The sequence below is a fragment of the Pseudoneobacillus rhizolycopersici genome, assembly GCF_054786815.1.
The window spans coordinates 21,828-39,100 of sequence record NZ_JBTOOE010000026.1 but is presented as its reverse complement, the minus strand read 5'-3'; the positions used below and the strand labels follow the sequence as shown (position 1 = coordinate 39,100).

Below are 17,273 nucleotides of genomic sequence, written 5' to 3'. Positions count from 1 at the left end.
GCCCCTTTTTTTATAAGATAAGTTCATCTTACCATACAATTTTCATTTTTATAAAAATTTAACGAAAGTGAAATTGTCGAAGCAAAATGTCCTAAAGAGATATCCATTTAAGGACAAACTAATACATATTTCTAAAGAAAACGGAGTGAATAAAATGAAAGATTTAACACTAAAAGATATGCAAAAGGACGTAGACAATTATATTAGTCAATTTAAAGAAGGTTATTTCCAGCCGATGACACTGGTGGTCCGACTATCAGAGGAGCTTGGTGAATTGGCAAGAGAAGTGAATCATTTATATGGGGAAAAGCCAAAAAAGAAAGAAGAAGCAGAAGGCTCCATTGCGCTTGAGCTTGCTGACATGATGTTCGTCATCTCTTGCATGGCCAATCGCTTGAACATTGACCTTGAAGAGGCCCATAATCAAGTGATGGAAAAATTTCGCACCCGCGATGCCAATCGTTGGACGAGAATCGAAAAATAAAATTTTTATACACAAAAAGCATAAGATACTCAAGCTGATCAGAATGAGGAGCACCTTATCCATATGGGTGATTTTTTCACCGATGGAATCGTGAACAGTTCCCGAAAAAATTCAAATAGGTTATCGTTTAAGGTGCTGTATGTTGCTAGCAGCACTCTTTTTTACGCCCCAAAAAGCTGTTTGAGACAAATCCAGCTCTATAGCACACTAAAGACCCTAGAGATTAATGACAGAATTGTGAAACTTTCTCCAGTAGTATTGCGTCTTATTTTTACCCTCTTTTCGAAAAAAAGGAGTTGATTATTGCACATGAAATTGGTCTCTCAATTGCTTGGTCTATTTTTAATGTGGATATTTGTAACGCTTGTACTAGTTTTGATTGTATTATTGCCAAGAGGTTTTGCTGGGGTAGATCTATCGTTATCCAACGTAGAAATTCAAAAGCAGTATGAGGAAAGAATGACAACGTTTTCTTGGGATGATTATAAGGAAAATATCGTACGTACATATCGCCAGGTGGTAGAGCAGAAAAGTTTAGGTCAGACTGTACACCTACTTTCAGTAGAATACGAGGTTTGGAGATATTTTAAAAAGAGCCTCATTATTTTCATTCCTAGTATTTTCATTAGTATTTTGTTTGGAATTGCCAAAGGAATCTATGATTTTACCACGAAAAAGCGAAGATTTTCCCTATTGGGCGAACGAACAACCTCGACGTTCTTGGCCGTTCCCGACTTCTTTATTATCCTATCGACACAAATTTTAATCATGGTGCTGTTTACATACGGATTCCCCCATATAGACGTCTATGGAAGTGAAACGTGGTCTAATAAAATTCTCGGGGTACTATTTTTATCTATGTATTCCCTCTTTTATATTGCTAGAATCACGACAACCGTACTGGAAGAGCAATCAGGTCAGGACTATATTCGCACCGCGCTTAGCAAGGGTGTTTCCTTGCGAAAAGTGATTTGGCGTCATATGTTGGGGAATTGTTGGGTAAAAATTTTCAGCCATATGAACACGATTGTGTTATATTTACTATCCAATCTATTTATTGTTGAATATTTACTGGGCTATCGGGGCGGTGCTTACCGATTTTATAAGGCTTTTGAAATAAAACGAACTTTCACACCGTTAGACTTAATGAATATTGATACTCGTGTCGTTATCGGATTTATCATCGTTTTCACATTTATTGTGTTTATTAGTCATCTGCTTAGCAAAATCGCAAGCTTTTATTTCTTAGCAAAGGAGGGAGGCGAAACTTGAGATTAAATATACAATTGAAAATGGGCCTCATTTTTCTGGGCCTCCTACTGATTATTTGTTTGATCGGACCCCATTTACCTTTTATTGATAAGGAGTTAACAAAAACAGGTGCGATTATGTCCGAGGATGAAGGCAAATTACTAATTCCACCATTCAAACCTTCTAGTGAGTTCTGGTTTGGCTCTGACCGCAAAGGGGTGGATTTGCTAAGTCGAATTGTCGTTGGGGCTAAGGATATGTTGATACTAATTTTAAGTATAACGATTTTGAGATATTTGATTGCGATTCCACTGGGACTGTTTGCCTTTTACTCAAAAGCTGTTAATGGATTGCTTCAGTTTTTAAACTTGGCGTTATCATTTGTACCGGCTATCTTTATGATTATCCTATTTATTAATATGCCATATTTGATTTTTTCTCAACACCGGATCACATGGGTGATTTTTATCATTGCCTTTTTAGATGTGGGCAGGGTAGCTGAGTTGGTCAAACAGCAAGTCATGATTATCTCGCAAAAGCCGTATATTGAAGCAGCCATTACACTTGGGACAAGGCCCGTTCAACTAATGAGAAATTATTATCTACCAGTCCTATATCCAGAACTTCTGATAAATGTGATTCTTGACTTAGGTAGAACCACGTTTATCATTGGCCAGTTAGGTATTATCGGAATTTATGTATCACATCAGGTTCAGGCGATTAATGCCATGAACATTCCTGTTTATGAATTACAAAATACTTCGAACGCGTGGCCATTGTTGTTTGAAACACTAATGCATGATATTTTTAGCGCCCCGTGGATACCAATTTTCACAGGTTTAGCGATAACCCTAGTCATTCTGGGCTTTTTTACCCTAGCGGAAGGCGTACGAAGACATTTCCGCAAGGGTGTACAATATTTCTAAAATAAGGATGGTGGTGCCAATGCACATCACCCTTATTTTAATTTACGATATTTTGTGGACTTGTGAAAATAGAGTCGGATTGTTGCAATATTTCAGAGACTGTCACGCATTTATATCCATTCTGATAAAGAATTTTAAGAATATTTTCCACTGCTTTTACCGTTTGCTTGCGGTCTCCACCAGCATCATGAAAAATCACAATATCCCCAGGCTTGGTGTCCGAAACAACATTTTGTGTAATTTTCCCAACACCTGGTCTCTTCCAATCCTTTGTATCCTGGTGCCATGACCATAAGATGACTCGATAACCGTTATTAACGGCAGTGTTGACGATGTTTTCATTATAGTAACCGGAATGTGGCCGATATAGAGAAGGCGTTTGACCACTAATTTCTTCGATTACTTTAGAGGTTTTTTGTAGTTCATCTATTAGCTTGTGTGGTTGAAAATGATCGCGAAAATGGTGCCTATATGTGTGATTGGCAATTTCGTGACCTTCCTTTGCTTCCCTTCGGATGATTTCTGGATATTTCTCTGCTTCAGCACCAATAACAAAAAAGGTTGCTTTAGCGTCGTATTTTGCTAGTGCATCTAGGATTTGTGGTGTGAAAATGGGATCAGGGCCATCGTCAAAGGTTAAAGCAACCAATTTTTGCTTTGTCTTTACTTCCCAAAAAACTTGTCCTGTTTTTTCAAACTTAAACCGCTTATAAACATTAGCCTCAGCTGATGAACTGGTCCAGATTAACATCCCAACCAAGCAAACAAGAAGTTTTTTCATTCAAACTAACTCCCTTTTTTGTTGAAGTAAACTATATTGTTTGTATTAGGGGGAGTTTTTATTAGGCGTCGATCTCGAAATTGTTTTTTGTGTTTGTAATCATTGGAATGTATCCAGATGATGGATTATGTACGGTGGATTAATCACTCTGCCAGCAATTATGCTGCTGGACATACCAATTCAAACAGGAATAGCTACCAATAAATTCTCATCCGGAACTGTATAAAGAATATTCGGATAAAAAAGACTTTTTCCTATCCAATAATTATATTATAATTTTTGGAAAGGGAGGGAGTCTTTATTGTTTGATACAAATAAAGGGGGTGGCAGATCCAATGTCGAATGACAATGAGGTTTTATTAGATAAAAGAAAAGATGTAAAAATAAAAGTCGATCGAAAAGAAGGAGAACCTACGGCAGCCTTTAAAGGGGCTTCCTGGGCAGCCTTACTAATCGGCGTTTCTGCCTATTTTATTGGATTGTTTAACGCAGACATGCAACTGAACGAAAAAGGATATTACTTTGCTGTGTTAATCTTTGGCCTCTATTCGGCGGTATCTTTGCAAAAAGCCGTAAGAGATAAGGAAGAAGGAATACCAGTTACCAATATTTATTATGGTATTAGTTGGGTCGCCTTAATTGTATCAATTTCATTAATGGCCATCGGTTTGTATAACGCTGGCAGTATTGTCTTAAGCGAAAAGGGATTCTATGCAATGGCCTTTGTTCTTAGCATTTTTGCAGCCATTACGGTTCAGAAGAATATCCGAGATACACAAAAGGCAAGAGAAAGAGATTGAAAATAATCAAGGGAGCTTCGCTGAAGTTCCTTTTTATTTTTTTGAGTGAGGTAACAGGAATGACTATTAGTATCAACTCCCGTTGTTTTTCGAGGAAGGAACCTTTGAAATCCATGTCGAGTGGGATGAAATACATAATCAAGAAGGATCCGTCAAGATTAATCGAACCTAAAGGGGTATAGGATAAGCTATTTTACAAAGGAGTGTGGAAAATGGGTTCGAGAGTCATGCATTTAATTATCGCAGACCAAATAACGAAAAGGATACCAATTAAAAGTAAACAAGCATTTTTACTAGGTGGGGTAGCTCCTGATGCGGTCTCACCAAAGGACATGTCCCATTTTTATGCTGGTGATCACAGCGATTATACTCGGAATATTGATTATAATGGTTTTCTCGAGAAATACCGGTTGTACCGTCATTCGGACTATCTATTAGGCTATTACTCTCACTTGATTGCCGACGATATTTGGTTAAAAGGGTTTTACATGCCATGGTTGAAAAATAGGCTTGAAGTCAACCCGAATAGGTTGGGGCAGTACCATCAAGATTTCCGGTTGTTGAATGGGAAATTGTTGAATCATTATAGATTAGATTGCTTTGTTTTTGAAAATGTGAGTGACTTTGTTTTAGATTTGGCTGAGGTGAAAAAGAAGGATGTAGAGGCATTTATTCCGTTGTTAATGGGGGATATGGAGTATGGACAGGAGACCATCGATGCTGGATTATCTGTCTTTACCCTGGAACAAATAATTGGTTACATTGAGACTTCGGTTGAGAAAAGTATTTGGCATTTGGAGCGAGTAATCGGATGAGACATTTTCTCAGCAGATGCGGATTGGGAAAAGCATTGGGGGAGTAATTCCCAAACTTTAAGATTTAAGTTGAGATTGGGAATAACATGGGGGAGTAATTCTCAAACTCAATACAAGCACCCAAGTTTAGGAATGAAAAGCCCCAGTGGATTCCCAAACACCGCCAATCCCTAAAATATAGGAATCCACCACTCGACCAATTATTCTAAAGTACATGCTCCACAAAGATTTGGACAATCAAACCTACCGTCACTACTCGCAATATCGGTTTTACAAATTTCGGCTTTAGTTTCTCCGCAATTCGTACCCCAATCTGAGCCCCCGTCACTGAACCCAACAGAAGAGCGATGGTCACTGGCCAGATAATTTTACCCGTGGCGATATACGTTATCGCGGCACCGAAACAACTTGAAAAAGTTGCAAGGCGGACAAAACCAACGGCTCGTAAATAGGAAACCCTTAAATAACCAAAAAGATAGAGCATCAGCGTTCCTTGGCCGGGTCCAAACATTCCGTCATAAATTCCGATACCGAACAGCCCCGGAATACTAATCTTGGTCGGTTTCAAAGGTTCATCACCAGTAAAACCGCTCTTGCCAATAAAAGATGTAATAAAAGCGAAAATGAGTAAAATAATAGCAATAATATACATGTTTTCAGCGGAAATTTTTGAAGCGATAAAACCACCACTAATCCCGCCGCCAATACTAACAGGAATGATCCAAATAGATTCCTTAAGGGTTAATTGCTTCTTTTTATAAAGATGAAAGAAACTTGAAAATGAACTAACTGTATTGGATACCTTGTTTGCCCCAATTGCTGAGTGGACGGGAATCCCCAGCAACAACATGGCAGGAAGACTAATGAGACCACCGCCGCCAGCCAGCGTGCCGAGAGTTGTGGCACAGATTCCTATGAAAAAAAGTAAAATATATTCCATAAAATCACCTCTTAATGACAGTATATTCCAAGTTGGTGTATTAGAAAATTTTTAAATTTTAATGAATAGTGATAACTTTTTCTTATCGAGTTAACGAGATTTTTGCATTTGAAAAATCAAAGTGAGGGAGATCATTTGAATTGGATGGATAAATCTATTGAGTCAAACATTTTCAAAATCACAATAAAAACCGCATTCTACTTATCTCTTACCATCATCCTATTAATCCTTTTTATGATTGCAAATTTTCTTTTTAAAATTCATGTTCAAGACTATCGGTTCGATGATGGGGAACTAAATCCGCCGATAGAATCCATTAAAAAAGAGTGAAAATTTATTCACTCTTCTACAATCAGTTATTTTCTTATTGGAAGTTCCAACGTAAGGATTTCCTCTTCCAAAGAGGAATATTGCTGCTCGACTACATGCTTAACATCATGAACTGCAGCATTATAGAAATGTGGAGCTAATGATTTCTTGAAGAAGTCCAACACTCTTTCCGCTGCAAACTCAGTAATTTCTTCATCTCTTTCTTGAGAAAAAAATCTTTGAATGTCGGCAATCATCAATTGTTGTTGGTCTTTTGTCAGTTTAATAAACATCAAATTCAATCCCTTCAAGTGAGTTAACACTGTTAAATATACACCAAAACCCTATAAGATGTGGTATTATTCCCCGTATACTGGAAGGCAATGTAAGAACAGATAAACTTAATTAATTGGGTTTTCATTAAATTTTTAGAACGGGGCTAAAAAGCATGAAGAAATATTACGGGGGAGCAGGTATTCTTATCAATGAAATGGGCGAGTTATTGATGGTGCTCCAAGGCACACCTGAAGAAGTGAAGAAATGGTCTGTCCCTTCAGGTGGTAAAAATGAAGGAGAATCCTTTGAAGAATGTTGTGTAAGAGAATTCGAAGAAGAAACCGGCTACAAGGTTGAAATTGTTAAGCCATACTATGTCAAAAAGGAAATGAACGAAGAAGATCAATTCGATGTGGAAATTCACTATTTTACCGTCCATTTAGTTGGCGGTGGGATGGCCATCCAAGATCCAGATCAGTTTATCTATGATATTGCCTGGAAATCAATCGATGAACTGAAGGGGCTTGAGCTTTCCTTTCCAGGAGATAGAGGCTTATTAATCGAATGTATGCAGAATGAAATCTTAAACAAAATGTGAAAGCCGTTGGACTTAATATTTACAAATCTTATCGAATACCAGGTGGGGTCTGTTTTTTTTAATTTGTAACTAATCAATCTCCCGAATTAAAGTCTTAATCAAAATGGCTGCGAATAAGTTTATAAACAGTGGAACTTATGGGAGGGATACCATTGAGCTATAAACGAATATTAGTGAAATTGAGCGGCAGTGCTTTAGCTGATGAACAAGGGAACAGTTTTGGAGTTAAGAACCTTGAACATATCGTGAATGAATTATTGTCGTTAATTTCTACAGGTGTCGAGGTAGCTGTTGTTATCGGCGGTGGCAATATTTTTCGTGGTAATCTTTCTAGAGAATGGGGAATCGACCGCGTTGAAGCGGATAATATCGGAACGCTTGGAACAATCATCAATAGTCTGATGCTCCGTGGTGTTTTGAAAAATAAAACAGACAGAGAAATACGTGTCATGACCGCAGTCCCTGCTCCGTCCGTTGCCGAGCCCTATATCCGGTTGAAGGCCATCCACCATCTAGAGAAGGGCTACATCGTTATTTTTGGCGGTGGAAACGGCCAGCCGTTTGTCACAACTGATTATCCAAGTGTACAAAGAGCAATTGAGCTTAATTGTGATGCGCTTTTTGTCGCGAAAAGAGGTGTAAATGGGGTATTCACGGCCGATCCAGCGCTTGAACGAGACGCCAAAATGTATCATTATTTGGCCTATGATGATGTTGTGAAAAATAACATCAAGGTCATGGATCAATCCGCCCTACTTCTAGCAAGAGACTTCAATCTCCCAGTACATATTTTTAATTTTAATCAATCCGGAGTCATGGGGAAAATCTGTACCGGTGAGCATATTGGTACCAAAATCAGTAATCACCAGACTCAATTGTAGTGGAAAGGGTGGGTGAGGGATAATGCGATTTTGGAAAAACTTCAGAAGACAAAGGGATGATACGGATAAAATTACGCTCCTCATGGGTGCTAAATATCAGCCACAGCAATTTGGCCAACCTGTAGAAAGAAATTCCACTTCAACTAACCGAGCTCGAAATCTTGAAAAATATTTCCGCCCTTCCTGCCTTCCGATAAAAAATACCCTAATTGCAAGCTATCAGTTTTTTGACCCATTTTATGATAAAAACTACGACGAAATTAAACTCCCAGCATCGATCATTCGAACACCAGATGAAACTGTTCTTAACTATTTTAGTGTTTTACGAGAGGCGTCCAACTTGGCGATGCAGCAAACAGGTGGCTGTGGAACAGTTGGATATGCTAATCAGCCATATCCGATTGCATATAATTTTTTTACAACTCATTACAAAAACAGAACTTCTTACGATGATTACCTCAAGTCGTTTGAGGGGATTGCTCATATTAATCTAATAAAAATCAATATGCTTCCTAGGGAAACGGGTGGAGTGGATTATTTTGTAGAACTTGAAACGATAGAAGGCTCGTCGAAAGGGATTACCTATTTTGCATATTATTATGGATATGTAAATCTGGTAAAAGATCAAGGGCTTTATAGAATTAACGATATGAAGTTGTATGGGGAGGATTTCTTATGTGCGGCTTACCATCTCTGGCAACATGATGCAGAAGCAGTGGTCGATATCATGTACGGTGGGTGGTGTAAATTAGTGAAAAAGCGTCGGCCGACTAACCAAGAGGGATATGTAAAAACCATTGAATTTTTGGGTACAGAGGGAGCGGAATATAGGTTTGTTTTTTTTCAGTTAACGAATGATACGGATGTACTAATCTCGCAATTTAAAAGGGCGGCGAAAGGGGAGTGGGAGATTGTTAAAATTGATCCAGAGAAATGCCTTAAAAAATGAATATCGGTCTCTATACCAAAACCGCCAGAAGATGTGGCAATTTTAGTATAGACAACCATCGCTAACACTATTTTGATCATTTTTTGATCCCTAAATTCCGCCACCCGTATCCTTAGGACTATCTCCCATCATATAGTTCGAGCTTTCGCCTGGTTTGGTGCCTGGATGAATAGTCATATGAGGATTGTTGTTCGTTCTTTTACGATTCCAGTCAATAAATAGAGCCAGCCCCAGAATTAACAGAATGAATCCAATAAAAAACCAAGTAACCAAAAAGCAGCACTCCCTTCACAATCATCCTATGCGACTAAATCTAGAACTCAACCTCAAAAAACGGATAATTATCCTCTTCAACGAGAGGTGAGAGGTCCAAACACTGATAAAAACCAACTGCGCTTGGGCTAGAGTTCCATTGTAACCAATTAGTCCTATTAGCTTTAGCCCATTCCTTAATGGCCAAAAATAATGCCGTTGCCACTCCCGAGCGACGGTGCTCAGGATGAACGAACAAATCATTCATCCGACTAATTTTTTTACCTGAACGCAGGTGAAATCCATAATCTTGAACCCAGCCATAGCCAACTAATTTTCCATCCAGTACGGCAACGGGAATAAAGTGTTGCTTATCATCAAACATGTTCAAAAATCGTAGTTTCACATTGTCCTCGTTATCAGTTTTTCCCATTAAATAGAGAAGCTCCCATAATTCATTCCAGTCGTCCCCAGACGCTTTTCTAATTTCCATCAATCTCACCATCTTACATCATAAATAGATACATAGATTTTCTTAATATTACCATATTTTTTGTAAAAAGGTATGAAAGATAAGCCCGAAATCTCCCAGTAGAACAAAGACAACTAGTAGCCGAACGGCTAGGAAAATCCCCGCGATGACTCTAAATAATTGCCGACCGGATGCGAAAAACAATTACGGAAAACTATTCCAATTTACCCAAACCTGTGATAAACTAACGAAAATTTATTTGCGAACAGGAGTGGCACTTGTGGAGGCAGAACTACGACTCTCAAAACCTACTAAAGAGCTTAGAGAGGAATACTTATCCTTTTACAATGATTGGAAGGAAAGTGGCGAGACAATGGTGCCATGGGTCATCACAATGGATCCGACTGACTTTGATGCCTTGCTACAATTTTTTCGAGACAATGAAAGTGGCGAGAACATACCAGAAGGTTGGGTGAAGGACTCTACTTATTGGTTGGTCAATGAAAGTAACAAAGTACTGGGGGCCGTCAATATTAGGCACAGCTTAACCCAAAGACTGCTCGAGCGTGGCGGGCATGTTGGCTACGGAATCCGTCCAACCGAAAGACAAAAAGGCTATGCTACAAAGCTATTATCCCTGTCATTAGAAGTGGTGAGAGAACTTGGAATTAAAAAGGTACTAGTTACCTGTGATGCAACTAATATCGGTTCACTCAAAACCATCCTCAACAATGGCGGAGTTCCAGATGAGGATTTTATCGAAGAGGATGGAAATGTCGTAAAGAGGTTTTGGATTGAACTTTAGGGAGGATGTTAGGGAAATGAATCCAATTTTAAATAGAGTTGGCACGATTTTTATACCAGTAAGCAATATTGAAGCGGCTCGAGATTGGTATTGTAGCCTATTAGGTTTACCATCGGACGGGGAAATTCTGTTTGATCATTTATATGTTTTGCCAATGAAAGGTGCTGGAATTGTACTGGATAGTAAAATCTACACTGCTGAAAATACTTTCAAAGTGCCAGCCTTTCACTTTAATACAACTGATATCGAGGCTGCCTTTATCTATATGGAAAAAAAGGAAGTTGAACTAACAACTGGTATTGAACACAATCATTGGTTTAATTTTAAAGATCCAGACGGTAATCACCTTATGGTTTGCCAATGTTAAGGGGGGACTCCAATGGGCAAGGCGAAAGTAGCTATCATAGTAGCAGCGATTTTTTTATTCATCGGATTTGCTATTTGGCATCCGAGACTAGAGCCGAAAACGATTGGAGAATTCTATCCAGGTAATATTACAAATGTTGATAAAATTACCATCCTGGATGGGAGTACTGGTGAGAGAAGAGAATTAAATGAAGGTCAAGAGGTTCAACAATGGTTGAATAAGATAAAAGCAATTTTATACGTTCCTGATGAAAACCAAGAGGAACGAGTCGGTTTCCTTTATTCTGTCGCTTTTTATGAGAAAGAGAGAATGACGTTTTCATTCACACATAATCAAGTTGACAACGATTATTATCATCCAGAACCAGATATCATACCAATTATGAAGGAAATGTTCGAAAGCGCCAATAAATTAAAATAGGAAGGCTGTGATAGCTGGTTGATGTAAATCAAATATGGAGCAGAGATTGTGACCTTCCATAGGGAGGTTTTTTATTTATAGCCAAGACTGTTGCTAGACATAGTACCATTAATTTCCTCAATGTTTATTTTTTGAAAACATGTTGACTTAAAAAAATCGTAGTAACTTTCCTCAAAAACACCTTCCCATGGTCAATACATGTATTATCCAAAACAAGATACATTTTTGTATAAATTTAACATCATATTGTTGTAGAATAGAAATAAAATTCTGAATAGAGCTGGTGACAAATTGATATGACCATAAACGGCTTAAATCACCTATTATTTTCGGTATCTAATCTAGATGACTCGATCAAGTTTTATCAACAAGTCTTTAATGCAAAGCTTTTAGTAAAAGGAAGAACCACCGCTTATTTTGATCTAAATGGAATATGGCTTGCTTTAAACGAGGAAAAGGATATCATGCGAACCGAAATTCACCAATCATATACACATATTGCTTTCTCTATTGAAGATGCTGATTTTGATAAAATTTATGCCAAATTAACGCAGCTGAACGTCAAAATTCTACCCGGTAGAACAAGAGACGAAAAGGATAAAAAGTCTGTATACTTTACCGACCCGGATGGTCATAAATTTGAATTTCACACCGGGACCCTACAGGACAGACTAGATTACTATAAAAATGAAAAGAGCCATATGGAATTTTTTGATTGATATATCTGACGAAAAAACGAGGGGAAAACATGGGGACACAAAATATAGCGTTATGGAATCCAAGACCAAGAGGAATGGCTCTAGTGCTTATCGGGGCCACGATGTGGGGAATCTCGGGAACAGTGGCTCAATATTTATTCCAGCATAGAGGCTTTAGTCCAGAGTGGCTTGTTGTCATTCGGCTATTATTTTCTGGCATTATTTTATTGGTGTTAGCTACCAGTGGAAAAGATAGGCAAGATGTCTTTAATATTTGGAAAAATAAGCACGATGTCGTCAGTCTCCTGTTATTTAGTATTCTCGGGATGTTAGCCGTCCAGTATACATATTTTGCTGCCATCAAACATTCGAATGCGGCGACGGCAACTGTTTTACAATATGTAGCACCAGCTATGATTACCTTCTATCTGGCTGCAGTTGCCAAGCGATTTCCTACGCCAAGGGAATTATTAATAGTTGGTCTTGCTTTAGTAGGCACATTTCTCCTTGTTACGCAGGGAAGCATTCAGCGCCTCTCCATTTCGGGGATTGCGCTATTTTGGGGACTCGCATCAGCTGTTGCTTTGGCATTTTACACCCTGCAGCCTTACAAATTATTAGCCAAATGGGGCTCAGTCATCGTCATCGGCTGGGGGATGCTCATAGGTGGAATTAGCTTCAGCTTTATTCATCCACCTTGGACTATCGAAGGCGACTGGTCATTGACCACGTTTTTAGCTGTCGCGTTTATTGTCCTATTTGGAACATTAATCGCCTTCTATTGTTACCTTGAAAGCTTAAAATACATTACTGCCTCGGAAACGAGCTTACTTGCCTGTATCGAACCGCTTTCAGCAGCCGTTTTATCCGTTATTTGGCTCCAAGTTTCGTTCGAACTTGCAGAATGGCTGGGGACTGCATTCATTATTAGCACCATTATGATACTGTCTTTGGTAAAAAATAAACGACAATAAGGTAAATATTTAGGAATATAGAGGGGAAATCTACCTAATCTTAGCAAACTTTGGATGTATGCTAACAACCCAACTAAGGAATAATGAAACTAAAACCAACGATGGTGATCTTATTGGCAAAATACTTTTCAGCGGAAGGCAACGGGGCGTTTGTATTATTCTCTTCTACACATTGGCTAACTTTATTGACACTGGCCCTTGTAAACTTGATCATTTTCCTATTTCGCCAAAAACTCACAGTACATCATTTCAACCGCCTTGCCCGCTTGGGGTTGGCGGTTATTCTTATTGCCTCGGAAATTAGCTTGCAATGGTGGATTTGGTGGATTGATGAATGGTCAATCGAATACTCTTTACCGTTACATCTTAGCAGCATATCCTTAATTCTTTCCGCCGTATTGCTAATAAATAAAAGTTACAAACTATTTGAGTTCACCTATTTTGCGGGAGTAGGAAGCGCTCTTCAAGCGATGTTGACACCGGACATCAGCATGTACACTTTTCCTCATTATCGGTATACCCATTTCTTTATCTCACACGGAGGCATAGTAGTTGCGAATCTGTTTATGGTTTTCGTGGAGCAATATCGCCCTACCTGGAAAAGTGTCTGCAAGGCATACGTATATCTAAACATTTATGCCGCCCTTATCTTTGTCCTAAACTTAATGATAGGTAGTAATTATATGTACATCTCGGAAAAACCGATTAACCCATCGATATTAGACTTTTTGGGACCTTGGCCATTATATATTTTGCCGTTAGAAATCTTAGCAATTGTCACTTTCATAATTTTATTTATTCCCTTTAGGCTATTCACGAAAAAACTGGTATAGCCCTAAGCTATACCAGTCAGCGATTTACTTCTTTAAACGTTACCTTCACCAGTTTATCCGTTTTTGTTTCAAACACAACATCGACGAACACACCAAATTCCCTATTTTTTTCCTTTAACCATAACTTGAATTTTTCTGTGGATGTTTTATTACCCTCCACGCGGCCAATATGGAGATAATCAATAATCTCCGCTTTCGGATATTTTTCATGGGTGGACTTCATCGCAACCCTTCCCCATTTTGCGTATGCGGGAGTTTCAGCCTCGACGAAGCTGTGCGGAATAAATGAAAAAAACAGCAATATGCTTGCCAAGACGATTCTGATAGTAATCACCTCTTTTTGCCATTAGCATAAGTCTGATTTTCAAATCTATTCACGAAAGATATTTTTATTTATAATAGAGAAAACACATTTGAAAGGAATTAAAAGATGAAAAATTTTATCAAAGTCCCTCTATTTAAATATCTTTCCATGCTTGGAGTGGTTGGGGCACATGTTGCTATTATCGGATTATTAGCTCATTTATATGTTCCAAGATTACAGGTAAAAACTATCGTCTTCATTGGCGTAGCTTACATTATCTTTAAAATCATCAATTATCTTGTGTCAACGGTCGAAGTGAAAGATACATCTATTGTTATTAACGGTTTAATCAAAAGAGGAGTTGCTGTTCCTTTCCGACAAATTGAAGTCATCGAAATTATTGGACCGTCCCAATTTAACAGCAATTATATGGTTGCCTTTTTTGGTGAAACGGATAAGGCTTTTGATAAAAAACAAGAACTTGGTCGTTTTCCAATATATTGGTACTCAAGAAGGGAAATAACAGCGTTACTTGAAAAAATGCGAATGCAAAATCCACAAATAGCGTATGAGAAAAGGCTAATTGAATACTTAAGGAAAGAAAATTGGAAATATTTATTGGTGAATTATTTAATCCAATATGCATTTCTCGGCGTGCTTGTCTTTATCATCATTCATAAATTCAAATAGGATGGAACCGTATATAGACTAATCATAAAAAAGGATAGACGCCTCGTGTCTATCCTTTTTACATTTAATCCTCCATAAAAAGCCGCGCGTAATACTTTGATTCTTCATCTAACTTTGCATGCTTTTCAGCATCTTCTAAATCGGCTTGTCGTCCATCATCGGCAATTTGGTAGGTACCCGATATGTTTGGAACTGGCTTTTCCTTCTTGTTTACCATTACTTGCTCTCCTTTTTGAAGAAAATCAATTCTGTATAAATATCACCAAAGCAATGAATAATATACCTGAAAAAAAGCAAAAATAAACTTCAAAGGAGGAATTACATCATGAAACATGTTAAAGCTTTGTTGATTAAATTTGTTGCAACCCTTGCTATTTTGTATATTATCCTTGGGGTTTTTAACGATGTAGCCTTTCGGAATGTTTTTCTAATTTCATTGGTTGTGACACTGGCGGCATATCTAATTGGCGACATGTTCATTTTGCCAAGAACCAATAATATTGTTGCCACACTCGTTGACTTTGGTCTAGCGTTTCTGGTAATTTGGTGGATGGCCAATAATTTGACCTACGGCGACGATATGATGGGCGAAGCCTTTACCTCGGCATTGGCTCTCGGAGTATTCGAGCTGTTTTTCCATCGTTACTTAGCTAATAATATTCTGCCTGACCGCGATAGTGGACGTCGAGGGCATAGACATCTACATTACCAAACCGAGGCTTCTGAAGAACTAACTCCAGTAAGACCGAATGTGAGAGACGAAGATTAATATTTAGTATACGTTAAGACCAAATCGGTGAGCGATTTGGTCTTTTATTTTCCGCTAAGTAGTTTCTTTTATCCGTAAGAGAAAAAACGAAAACAAAAAAGCCAAAGTAATCCCAAAACCAAACATAAAGAGACTGATTCGAAACAGGATTGGTCTCTTTTTTTGTATGTGTGAAGGATATGACGGATAAAGAAAATGAGTGAAAGACAAAAAAAAGACTGGTACAATCGGTACCAATCAAATTATGGGAAGGTTTTTAAGATTTAGGACTCTTATTGCCCTAAGACTTAATTAAGATACTTTTATAGTAAGGTACTTTTGTGGAGAATTTATAGGGAACTTGTGTGGAAGTTATGAAGATTTTTTCAGAGAACACTGTCATCAAGTTTTATGAAAAAATCAAATCTCACAATGTTCTGTTTGTGTTATGATGGTAAAAAAGATTTCTGGGTGGTGATTTTATGGAAAATTGTGATAATATAGAGTGCATGACTTTACAGTTAGCCGATATACATGCTAATCTTTTAAAAAGCTTTAACCGCTACCAAGAAACGAAAGTAGTCTGGTATAAAGATGGTCATCAATTTAGACTTAAAAACGATTACTTTATCGATAATTGGACTGATGAGAAAAAGGCACAAGTGATAGCTGAATTGGAAAAATGTTTACAAACAGACGGAATCGTTGTAGGTACATTTAGAAATGACGGACTAGTTGGTTTTGCCAATATTGAAGGCGAGCAGTTTGGTTCCGAAAATCAATATCGAGAGCTACCTTATATTCATGTCTCTAATGAATATCGTGGTCAAGGTGTAGGCAAGAAATTATTTCAGCTCATCTGTGAAAAAGCCAAAGGTATTGGTACAAAAAAACTGTATATTGCGGCACATCCATCAATAGAAACTCAGCATTTTTATCGTTCACTTGGCTGCACCTATGCCACCGAAATCAATCAACAAATACTTAAAAGAGAACCGCTAGATATTCAAATGGAATATATTTTATAAAGTACGGAGGTTGTTGGGAAATGTTTAAATCTGGAATTTCAGCAGAATTGAAAAGTTGGATGTTTTCATTGTCAATTGCACTAGGATTAGTACTGATTGTTAGAACCTTTATTTTTGCCCCTTATATCGTCGAAGGTGCATCAATGGAGCCAACCCTACATAATCAAGAAAAAATCTTTGTCAGCAAAATTGCTGCGGTTAATGGGTTTCATCGAGGTGAAATTGTTATCATCGAAGGTGATGTAGACAATTATGTAAAACGAATCATTGGAATTCCAGGGGACAAAATTGAAGTTCGCAATGATCAACTATTTATTAATGGCAAAGTGGTCGAAGAATCTTATTTATCGTACAACCGTGAAGTTGCCGAACAAATGGGTCTATTTTTGACAGACGACATCGAACCGATTACCGTTCCTGCCAATCATTATTATGTGATGGGGGACAATCGTCTCGTCAGTATGGACAGCCGCAATGGCCTAGGACTCATTAAAAAAGATGATATTGTCGGAAAGCTAGAATTCGTTTACTATCCATTCTCAGAATTCCGTTCGGTAAAATAGAAAAAAACGCCAAATTGATTTGGCGTTTTTTTATTCATTTAGATTCTAAATAAATATTTAAAAAATATTCGTCACATTTTCCGATGTAAAACGACTGATAGATAAATGA

Annotated in this window: 25 protein-coding genes and 1 pseudogene; 19 read left to right on the top strand and 7 right to left on the bottom strand. The window is 37.9% G+C overall.

The window, feature by feature from the left end; translation table 11 throughout:
- The first annotated feature begins 154 nt into the window (after positions 1-154).
- From ACX9YW_RS19640 to ACX9YW_RS19630, 3 genes are all read left to right on the top strand, one after another.
- Positions 155-484, top strand: a complete 330-nt coding sequence (locus ACX9YW_RS19640) for a nucleotide pyrophosphohydrolase (RefSeq protein WP_460349687.1) — start codon at positions 155-157, stop codon at positions 482-484.
- Between the two features lie 309 nt (positions 485-793).
- The gene (locus ACX9YW_RS19635; protein ID WP_460349744.1) at positions 794-1,756 is read left to right on the top strand and encodes an ABC transporter permease subunit; all 963 of its coding nucleotides are present in this window, start codon (positions 794-796) and stop codon (positions 1,754-1,756) included.
- Positions 1,753-2,661, top strand: a complete 909-nt coding sequence (locus ACX9YW_RS19630) for an ABC transporter permease subunit (RefSeq protein ID WP_460349685.1) — start codon at positions 1,753-1,755, stop codon at positions 2,659-2,661. The genes ACX9YW_RS19635 and ACX9YW_RS19630 overlap by 4 nt, the downstream gene beginning before the upstream one ends.
- 37 nt (positions 2,662-2,698) lie before the next feature.
- Here the strand turns inward: ACX9YW_RS19630 and ACX9YW_RS19625 are convergent, their stop codons facing one another.
- Positions 2,699-3,442: a polysaccharide deacetylase family protein gene (locus tag ACX9YW_RS19625; RefSeq protein WP_460349683.1), complete on the bottom strand. Its 744-nt coding sequence runs from the start codon at positions 3,440-3,442 to the stop codon at positions 2,699-2,701.
- A 133-nt stretch (positions 3,443-3,575) separates the two neighbouring features.
- Between ACX9YW_RS19625 and ACX9YW_RS19620 the strand changes: the two are divergent.
- From ACX9YW_RS19620 to ACX9YW_RS19610, 3 genes and pseudogenes are all read left to right on the top strand, one after another.
- Positions 3,576-3,659, top strand: a pseudogene (locus ACX9YW_RS19620) (sulfite exporter TauE/SafE family protein); the annotation flags it as partial.
- A 118-nt stretch (positions 3,660-3,777) separates the two neighbouring features.
- The gene (gene yiaA, locus ACX9YW_RS19615; RefSeq protein ID WP_460349681.1) at positions 3,778-4,242 is read left to right on the top strand and encodes an inner membrane protein YiaA; all 465 of its coding nucleotides are present in this window, start codon (positions 3,778-3,780) and stop codon (positions 4,240-4,242) included.
- 212 nt (positions 4,243-4,454) lie between these two features.
- Positions 4,455-5,057 carry a zinc dependent phospholipase C family protein gene (locus ACX9YW_RS19610; protein WP_460349679.1) on the top strand — a complete coding sequence of 201 codons (603 nt, stop codon included), beginning with the start codon at positions 4,455-4,457 and terminating at the stop codon, positions 5,055-5,057.
- A gap of 205 nt (positions 5,058-5,262) precedes the next feature.
- Here the strand turns inward: ACX9YW_RS19610 and ACX9YW_RS19605 are convergent, their stop codons facing one another.
- Positions 5,263-5,997: a sulfite exporter TauE/SafE family protein gene (locus ACX9YW_RS19605; RefSeq protein ID WP_460349676.1), complete on the bottom strand. Its 735-nt coding sequence runs from the start codon at positions 5,995-5,997 to the stop codon at positions 5,263-5,265.
- Between the two features lie 356 nt (positions 5,998-6,353).
- Positions 6,354-6,599, bottom strand: coding sequence for a DUF2164 domain-containing protein (locus ACX9YW_RS19600; RefSeq protein ID WP_460349674.1), 246 nt, complete (start codon positions 6,597-6,599; stop codon positions 6,354-6,356).
- 155 nt (positions 6,600-6,754) lie between these two features.
- Between ACX9YW_RS19600 and ACX9YW_RS19595 the strand changes: the two genes are divergently transcribed.
- From ACX9YW_RS19595 to ACX9YW_RS19585, 3 genes are all read left to right on the top strand, one after another.
- On the top strand, positions 6,755-7,180 hold the full coding sequence (locus tag ACX9YW_RS19595) for an NUDIX hydrolase (protein ID WP_460349672.1): 426 nt from the start codon (positions 6,755-6,757) through the stop codon (positions 7,178-7,180).
- 152 nt (positions 7,181-7,332) lie between these two features.
- Positions 7,333-8,061: a UMP kinase gene (pyrH, locus tag ACX9YW_RS19590; RefSeq protein WP_460349670.1), complete on the top strand. Its 729-nt coding sequence runs from the start codon at positions 7,333-7,335 to the stop codon at positions 8,059-8,061.
- A gap of 22 nt (positions 8,062-8,083) precedes the next feature.
- Positions 8,084-9,010: a hypothetical protein gene (locus ACX9YW_RS19585; RefSeq protein ID WP_460349668.1), complete on the top strand. Its 927-nt coding sequence runs from the start codon at positions 8,084-8,086 to the stop codon at positions 9,008-9,010.
- Positions 9,011-9,100: 90 nt separating this feature from the next.
- Here ACX9YW_RS19585 and ACX9YW_RS19580 read toward each other — a convergent pair whose 3' ends face one another.
- Complete coding sequence (locus ACX9YW_RS19580) at positions 9,101-9,283, bottom strand: hypothetical protein (RefSeq protein ID WP_460349666.1); 183 nt, start codon at positions 9,281-9,283, stop codon at positions 9,101-9,103.
- Positions 9,284-9,323: 40 nt separating this feature from the next.
- Complete coding sequence (locus ACX9YW_RS19575) at positions 9,324-9,755, bottom strand: GNAT family N-acetyltransferase (RefSeq protein ID WP_460349664.1); 432 nt, start codon at positions 9,753-9,755, stop codon at positions 9,324-9,326.
- 145 nt (positions 9,756-9,900) lie between these two features.
- Here ACX9YW_RS19575 and ACX9YW_RS19570 point away from each other — a divergent pair, with 145 nt between their 5' ends.
- From ACX9YW_RS19570 to ACX9YW_RS19545, 6 genes are all read left to right on the top strand, one after another.
- Entirely contained in the window at positions 9,901-10,539 is a 639-nt protein-coding gene (locus ACX9YW_RS19570) for a GNAT family N-acetyltransferase (protein WP_460349662.1), read from the top strand.
- A gap of 16 nt (positions 10,540-10,555) precedes the next feature.
- Positions 10,556-10,906 (top strand): VOC family protein, encoded by a 351-nt coding sequence (locus tag ACX9YW_RS19565; protein ID WP_460349660.1) that lies wholly within the window; start codon positions 10,556-10,558, stop codon positions 10,904-10,906.
- 12 nt (positions 10,907-10,918) lie between these two features.
- A complete protein-coding gene (locus ACX9YW_RS19560) occupies positions 10,919-11,326 on the top strand; it encodes a hypothetical protein (protein ID WP_460349658.1) in 408 nt (135 codons plus the stop codon).
- 296 nt (positions 11,327-11,622) lie between these two features.
- Complete coding sequence (fosM, locus tag ACX9YW_RS19555) at positions 11,623-12,045, top strand: FosM family fosfomycin resistance protein (protein WP_460349656.1); 423 nt, start codon at positions 11,623-11,625, stop codon at positions 12,043-12,045.
- Positions 12,046-12,074: 29 nt separating this feature from the next.
- Positions 12,075-12,998, top strand: a complete 924-nt coding sequence (locus ACX9YW_RS19550; RefSeq protein ID WP_460349654.1) for a DMT family transporter — start codon at positions 12,075-12,077, stop codon at positions 12,996-12,998.
- Positions 12,999-13,081: 83 nt separating this feature from the next.
- Complete coding sequence (locus tag ACX9YW_RS19545) at positions 13,082-13,831, top strand: YwaF family protein (protein WP_460349652.1); 750 nt, start codon at positions 13,082-13,084, stop codon at positions 13,829-13,831.
- A gap of 16 nt (positions 13,832-13,847) precedes the next feature.
- On the opposite strand, the gene ACX9YW_RS19540 is transcribed toward ACX9YW_RS19545, so the two are convergent.
- Positions 13,848-14,165, bottom strand: coding sequence for a DUF3889 domain-containing protein (locus ACX9YW_RS19540; RefSeq protein WP_460349650.1), 318 nt, complete (start codon positions 14,163-14,165; stop codon positions 13,848-13,850).
- Between the two features lie 96 nt (positions 14,166-14,261).
- Here ACX9YW_RS19540 and ACX9YW_RS19535 point away from each other — a divergent pair, with 96 nt between their 5' ends.
- Positions 14,262-14,825 carry a hypothetical protein gene (locus ACX9YW_RS19535; RefSeq protein WP_460349648.1) on the top strand — a complete coding sequence of 188 codons (564 nt, stop codon included), beginning with the start codon at positions 14,262-14,264 and terminating at the stop codon, positions 14,823-14,825.
- Between the two features lie 64 nt (positions 14,826-14,889).
- Here ACX9YW_RS19535 and ACX9YW_RS19530 read toward each other — a convergent pair whose 3' ends face one another.
- Positions 14,890-15,042: a hypothetical protein gene (locus tag ACX9YW_RS19530; RefSeq protein WP_460349646.1), complete on the bottom strand. Its 153-nt coding sequence runs from the start codon at positions 15,040-15,042 to the stop codon at positions 14,890-14,892.
- Positions 15,043-15,150: 108 nt separating this feature from the next.
- Here ACX9YW_RS19530 and ACX9YW_RS19525 point away from each other — a divergent pair, with 108 nt between their 5' ends.
- The 3 genes from ACX9YW_RS19525 (at position 15,151) to lepB (ending at position 17,164) form a co-directional block, all read left to right on the top strand.
- Positions 15,151-15,594: a YndM family protein gene (locus tag ACX9YW_RS19525; protein ID WP_460349644.1), complete on the top strand. Its 444-nt coding sequence runs from the start codon at positions 15,151-15,153 to the stop codon at positions 15,592-15,594.
- Between the two features lie 461 nt (positions 15,595-16,055).
- Positions 16,056-16,601: a GNAT family N-acetyltransferase gene (locus ACX9YW_RS19520; RefSeq protein WP_460349642.1), complete on the top strand. Its 546-nt coding sequence runs from the start codon at positions 16,056-16,058 to the stop codon at positions 16,599-16,601.
- Between the two features lie 20 nt (positions 16,602-16,621).
- Positions 16,622-17,164 (top strand): signal peptidase I, encoded by a 543-nt coding sequence (gene lepB / locus ACX9YW_RS19515; RefSeq protein ID WP_460349640.1) that lies wholly within the window; start codon positions 16,622-16,624, stop codon positions 17,162-17,164.
- Positions 17,165-17,273 lie beyond the last annotated feature (109 nt).

What these genes read in the sequence shown, in the direction of transcription:
- lepB (WP_460349640.1), top strand. Translation starts at nt 16,622, where the DNA reads ATGTTTAAATCTGGAATTTCAGCAGAATTGAAAAGTTGGATGTTTTCA.
- ACX9YW_RS19575 (WP_460349664.1), bottom strand. Translation starts at nt 9,755, where the DNA reads ATGGAAATTAGAAAAGCGTCTGGGGACGACTGGAATGAATTATGGGAG.
- ACX9YW_RS19550 (WP_460349654.1), top strand. Translation starts at nt 12,075, where the DNA reads ATGGGGACACAAAATATAGCGTTATGGAATCCAAGACCAAGAGGAATG.
- ACX9YW_RS19635 (WP_460349744.1), top strand. Translation starts at nt 794, where the DNA reads ATGAAATTGGTCTCTCAATTGCTTGGTCTATTTTTAATGTGGATATTT.
- ACX9YW_RS19625 (WP_460349683.1), bottom strand. Translation starts at nt 3,442, where the DNA reads ATGAAAAAACTTCTTGTTTGCTTGGTTGGGATGTTAATCTGGACCAGT.
- ACX9YW_RS19585 (WP_460349668.1), top strand. Translation starts at nt 8,084, where the DNA reads ATGCGATTTTGGAAAAACTTCAGAAGACAAAGGGATGATACGGATAAA.
- yiaA (WP_460349681.1), top strand. Translation starts at nt 3,778, where the DNA reads ATGTCGAATGACAATGAGGTTTTATTAGATAAAAGAAAAGATGTAAAA.
- fosM (WP_460349656.1), top strand. Translation starts at nt 11,623, where the DNA reads ATGACCATAAACGGCTTAAATCACCTATTATTTTCGGTATCTAATCTA.
- ACX9YW_RS19545 (WP_460349652.1), top strand. Translation starts at nt 13,082, where the DNA reads ATGAAACTAAAACCAACGATGGTGATCTTATTGGCAAAATACTTTTCA.
- ACX9YW_RS19595 (WP_460349672.1), top strand. Translation starts at nt 6,755, where the DNA reads ATGAAGAAATATTACGGGGGAGCAGGTATTCTTATCAATGAAATGGGC.
- ACX9YW_RS19525 (WP_460349644.1), top strand. Translation starts at nt 15,151, where the DNA reads ATGAAACATGTTAAAGCTTTGTTGATTAAATTTGTTGCAACCCTTGCT.
- ACX9YW_RS19565 (WP_460349660.1), top strand. Translation starts at nt 10,556, where the DNA reads ATGAATCCAATTTTAAATAGAGTTGGCACGATTTTTATACCAGTAAGC.
- ACX9YW_RS19640 (WP_460349687.1), top strand. Translation starts at nt 155, where the DNA reads ATGAAAGATTTAACACTAAAAGATATGCAAAAGGACGTAGACAATTAT.
- ACX9YW_RS19530 (WP_460349646.1), bottom strand. Translation starts at nt 15,042, where the DNA reads ATGGTAAACAAGAAGGAAAAGCCAGTTCCAAACATATCGGGTACCTAC.
- ACX9YW_RS19570 (WP_460349662.1), top strand. Translation starts at nt 9,901, where the DNA reads ATGACTCTAAATAATTGCCGACCGGATGCGAAAAACAATTACGGAAAA.
- ACX9YW_RS19610 (WP_460349679.1), top strand. Translation starts at nt 4,455, where the DNA reads ATGGGTTCGAGAGTCATGCATTTAATTATCGCAGACCAAATAACGAAA.
- ACX9YW_RS19520 (WP_460349642.1), top strand. Translation starts at nt 16,056, where the DNA reads ATGGAAAATTGTGATAATATAGAGTGCATGACTTTACAGTTAGCCGAT.
- ACX9YW_RS19600 (WP_460349674.1), bottom strand. Translation starts at nt 6,599, where the DNA reads ATGTTTATTAAACTGACAAAAGACCAACAACAATTGATGATTGCCGAC.
- ACX9YW_RS19535 (WP_460349648.1), top strand. Translation starts at nt 14,262, where the DNA reads ATGAAAAATTTTATCAAAGTCCCTCTATTTAAATATCTTTCCATGCTT.
- ACX9YW_RS19605 (WP_460349676.1), bottom strand. Translation starts at nt 5,997, where the DNA reads ATGGAATATATTTTACTTTTTTTCATAGGAATCTGTGCCACAACTCTC.
- ACX9YW_RS19560 (WP_460349658.1), top strand. Translation starts at nt 10,919, where the DNA reads ATGGGCAAGGCGAAAGTAGCTATCATAGTAGCAGCGATTTTTTTATTC.